Source organism: Actinotalea sp. C106, from assembly GCF_023630195.1.
Lineage (GTDB): Bacteria > Actinomycetota > Actinomycetes > Actinomycetales > Cellulomonadaceae > Actinotalea.
On the sequence record NZ_JALPKN010000282.1, the window covers coordinates 1 to 3,882 of the forward strand.

The 3,882-nt window shown below is 74.7% G+C and carries 4 protein-coding genes; 3 read left to right on the forward strand and 1 reads right to left on the reverse strand.

Going from position 1 to position 3,882, the window contains the following annotated elements:
- The first annotated feature begins 89 nt into the window (after positions 1-89).
- The 3 genes from crcB (at position 90) to L0B03_RS14935 (ending at position 3,106) form a co-directional block, all read left to right on the forward strand.
- Positions 90-461 (forward strand): fluoride efflux transporter CrcB, encoded by a 372-nt coding sequence (crcB, locus tag L0B03_RS14925; RefSeq protein WP_250447194.1) that lies wholly within the window; start codon positions 90-92, stop codon positions 459-461.
- 62 nt (positions 462-523) lie between these two features.
- Complete coding sequence (locus tag L0B03_RS14930; protein WP_250447196.1) at positions 524-769, forward strand: hypothetical protein; 246 nt, start codon at positions 524-526, stop codon at positions 767-769.
- A 102-nt stretch (positions 770-871) separates the two neighbouring features.
- The gene (locus tag L0B03_RS14935) at positions 872-3,106 is read left to right on the forward strand and encodes a SpoIIE family protein phosphatase (protein WP_250447199.1); all 2,235 of its coding nucleotides are present in this window, start codon (positions 872-874) and stop codon (positions 3,104-3,106) included.
- Here L0B03_RS14935 and L0B03_RS14940 read toward each other — a convergent pair.
- Entirely contained in the window at positions 3,078-3,740 is a 663-nt protein-coding gene (locus L0B03_RS14940) for a biliverdin-producing heme oxygenase (RefSeq protein WP_250447202.1), read from the reverse strand. The two genes, L0B03_RS14935 and L0B03_RS14940, sit on opposite strands and share 29 nt — an antisense overlap.
- Positions 3,741-3,882: the final 142 nt, after the last annotated feature.

Here is a 3,882-nt window from a genome sequence, read left to right on the forward strand (position 1 = left end):
GCCGCCTCGCTGACCCTCGGCCTCGCGGCCTGCTTCGCGGGCGTCACCCTGGCCGCTCGGGCCGCGCGGCCCCGTCCGGAGGTGGTCCGGTGACCCTCCTGCTCGTGGCCCTCGCCGGCGGCGTCGGTGCGGCCACGCGGTTCGTCCTGGGCGTGATCGTCTCGACCCGCCAGCGCGGTGCCTTCCCCCTCGCCACGGTCGCGATCAACGTGAGCGGCTCGGCCCTGATCGGCCTGCTCACCGGAGGGCTGCTGTTCCACGACCTCGACCCCACGGTCTACCTGGTGCTCGCGGTCGGCTTCTGCGGCGGGTACACGACCTTCTCGACCGCGATGGTCGAGACCGTGCGGTTGCTCCAGACGGGTGAACGTCGCCGGGCCGTCGCGAACCTCCTGGTCTCCCTGCTGGCGAGCCTCGCCGCTGCAGCCGCCGGCATCGGGCTGCTCTGGCTGATGGCCTGAGCACGCCCACCCTGGACACCCCGCCGGAGCGGGCGCACAGTGGACGGACCAGGAGGTGTGCCATGGGAGACGTCATCGCACTGCCAGCACCCGGGGCGGCGTCCTTGCCGGACGTCCGCGGGCAGCACCGAGCCCTGCAGGTCACCTGGCACGACGACGGCGACGTGGTCGTGCTGAGCACGTGGCGCTTCGGTCGCTGCGTGGGCACCGTCCGCCTGACCGCCGAGGACGCCGCCGCGCTGATCAGCACCCTGGCCCAGGGCCTCGCGCAGGGTGGGGGTCGCGCACCGAGCGCGGGGACCGGCTGAGCTGCCGTTCCGGTGGAGAGCGGGCCCGGCGCGGGGGAGGATCGCGGCGTGGGCCCCGTCGTCGTGCGGCGTCCTGACCTGACGGACGGATGACGAGGACGCATGAGCTCGACCGACACCAGCGCCGCCGGCGCCCTGCCCACGATCGACTGCGCCGACGAGCCGATCCGCATCCCGGGCTCGATCCAGCCCCACGGCGTGCTCCTGGCCGTCGACCCCTCGACCCTGGCCATCCGCGTGGCCTCGGCGAACGTCGCGGAGCACCTGGGCACCACGGCCGAGGAGCTGCTCGGGCGGGACGTGCGCGACGTCGTCGGGCCGGAGACGGTTCCTGCCCTGCCGTTGAGCGACGACGCCCTCGAGCCGCGCCGCGTGACCCTCGCCGTGCCCGAGGGGCGGACCCAGACCTACGACGTGCTGGTGCACCTGGCTGACGAGCTGCTGGTGCTCGAGCTCGAGCTGGTGCGGGACACCCAGGCAGACCGGCCGCGCCGGGCCCGCGTCGCCCTACGGTCCTTGCAGGGAGCTCGCGACCAGGCCGAGCTCGCCGAGATCGTGGCCCGGGAGGTGCGCGCGGTCACGGGCTTCGACCGGGTGATGGTCTACCGCTTCGACGCCGACTGGAACGGTGAGGTGGTCGCCGAGGAGGCCCGGGAGGACCTCGACCCCTACCTGGGTCTGCACTTCCCCGCCTCGGACATCCCCGCCCAGGCCCGCGAGCTGTACACCCACCAGTGGCTGCGCTCGATCCCCGACGCGACGTACTCCCCGAGCCCGCTGCTGCCCACCGACGCCCCCACCACGGGCCGCCCGCTGGACCTGTCCGGCTCGACGCTGCGCAGCGTCTCGCCGGTCCACCTGGAGTACCTCGCGAACATGGGGGTGCGCGCGTCCATGTCCGTGTCCCTCATCGTGCACGGGCGGCTGTGGGGCCTGGTCGCCTGCCACCAGGTGGACGGACCGCACTACCCGGGCGTCGCGGCCCGGTCCTCGGCCGAGTTCCTGGGGCGCACCGCCTCGTTGCTGCTCCAGGGCAAGGAGGACGAGGCCAGGTACGTCGACAGCCTGACCATCGCGGCCACGGCCGCCGAGCTGCAGCGTGAGCTCACCGCCCAGGCCCGCACCCCCCTGCTCGCGCTGACCGCCGAGGACCGTGTGCTCGACCTGGTGGAGGGCGCGACCGGGGCTGCGGTGCGGCTCGACGGCCAGCTGCGGCTGCTCGGCGAGACCCCCGACGCCAAGCAGGTCACGGCCCTCGCCGAGCAGCTCTGGGCCGAGGGCGGGGGCACCGTCGCCACCCACCGCCTGGGGCACGACCTGCCTGGCAGCGACCTGCCCGCCCAGCTCGCCGGCACCGCCGCCGGTGTCCTCGCCGTGCGTGTGGCTGCCGGGGCGAGCCGGGACGCACTGATGTGGTTCCGCCCGGAGGTGCTGCGCGAGGTGCACTGGGCCGGCGACCCCGAGGCCAAGGGCACCGAGGCCACCCCGGACGGTGTGCGGCTGACGCCCCGGCACTCCTTCGCGGCCTGGGTCGAGCAGGTGCGCGGCACCTCCGAGCCGTGGACCGCCTCCCAGGTGGCCGCCGTCGAGCAGCTGGCCCTGGACCTCGGTGACCTGCTGATGCGCCGCAAGGCCGAGGAGGAGCGCGTGGCCTCGGCCCTGCGCCGGATCGTCCTCACCGAACGCCCGCCGACCCCCGAGGGCTACACCCTCGCCCAGCGGTTCCTGCCCTCGAATCACGACGCCCTGGGCGGCGACTGGTACGACGTGACGGCCCTGCCCGACGGCCGCGTGGTCTTCATGGTGGGTGACGTGGCCGGTCACGGCATCGCGGTCGCGGCGATCACGGCCCAGATCCGGCACGCCCTGCGCGCCTACCTGATCGACGAGGGCAGCGCCGCCAAGGCCCTGCGCCGTGCGGGGGCGCTCGTGGCGACCCTGCTCCCCGGTGAGCTGGCGACCGTCATCGCGGTCGAGCTCGAGCCCAGCACCGGCCGGGTGCGCGTCAGCCGTGCGGGCCACATGCCCGTGCTGCACCTGACCGCTGATGCCGAAGCCTTCGTGCAGGGCACCCGGGGTCCGGTGATGGGGGTCGAGGTCCTCGGTGACGCGGCGTTCCAGGAGGCCGAGCTGCAGCTCGGGCGCGGGGAGTGCCTGGCCCTGTTCACCGACGGCCTGGTCGAGGAGCGCGGCACCCGGGTGCTGGCCAGCCTCGACGGGCTGCTCACCCGGGCTCAGGGGGTCGAGCGCGACCCGGAGGAGCTGTGCGACGCGCTGCTCGCGAGCGCCCCGCAGGGGGACGACGACGTCACGGTCGTGGTGCTGCGGCGGGACTGAGCGCGGGCCGGTGCACGCCGCCGAGGTCGGCGAACAGGTCGGTGTTGAGGTCGAAGGCGAGTCGCGCCTCAGCCAGCACCACCTCGGTGGCCGCCCCGTCGAGGGGCAGCGCGTCGAGGCGGCCCCGGTACTCGTCCTTGAAGAGCTTGGGCTTGGGGATGTCCCGGAAGCGGTAGAACCCCAGCCCCTCCTCCCCCACCGCGTACTCGCGCCCGACGGCGACGCGGATCGACTGCCCGCCCGAGAGGTCACCCAGGTACCGCGTGTACGCATGAGCCGCGAAGAGCCCGACGTCGTCCCGGGTCAGGGCATCGAGGCGGGCGGCGTACCGTTCGGTCGCCGGGAGCAGCCGGACCTGGTGACGCCAGCGGGGGCCGAGCAGGTGGGCGAGGTCGGCCTCGAGGGCCGGCACACGCAGCAGGCTGTCCACGACCATGCCCTGCCCGACGGCGGTCGCCCCGACCCGGCGGCCGGCATCCTCGAGGGCGGTGTAGACCCGGTGGAGCTGTGCCTGGAGGTCGGCGTAGGCGGCGACATCGAGCCGCCCACCGACGAGGTCCCCGACGAAGGGCATGCTCTCGGCGCGCTCGTGCTGCTCGCGGGTGGCCTCGCGCAGGAGGACGGAGAGGGTCACGTGCTCATCTCACCACGCCAGGGACCGGCCGGGTCAGACCCCGAGCCACCACCGCAGCCGCGGGCTCCCCGCCACGGTGGTCCGCAGGTGCTGCCGGGCCCGGTCGGCGAGCAGGTGCACCGCGGTGCGGGGCCGGCGCGCC

What these genes read in the sequence shown, in the direction of transcription:
- L0B03_RS14930 (WP_250447196.1), top strand. Translation starts at nt 524, where the DNA reads ATGGGAGACGTCATCGCACTGCCAGCACCCGGGGCGGCGTCCTTGCCG.
- L0B03_RS14935 (WP_250447199.1), top strand. Translation starts at nt 872, where the DNA reads ATGAGCTCGACCGACACCAGCGCCGCCGGCGCCCTGCCCACGATCGAC.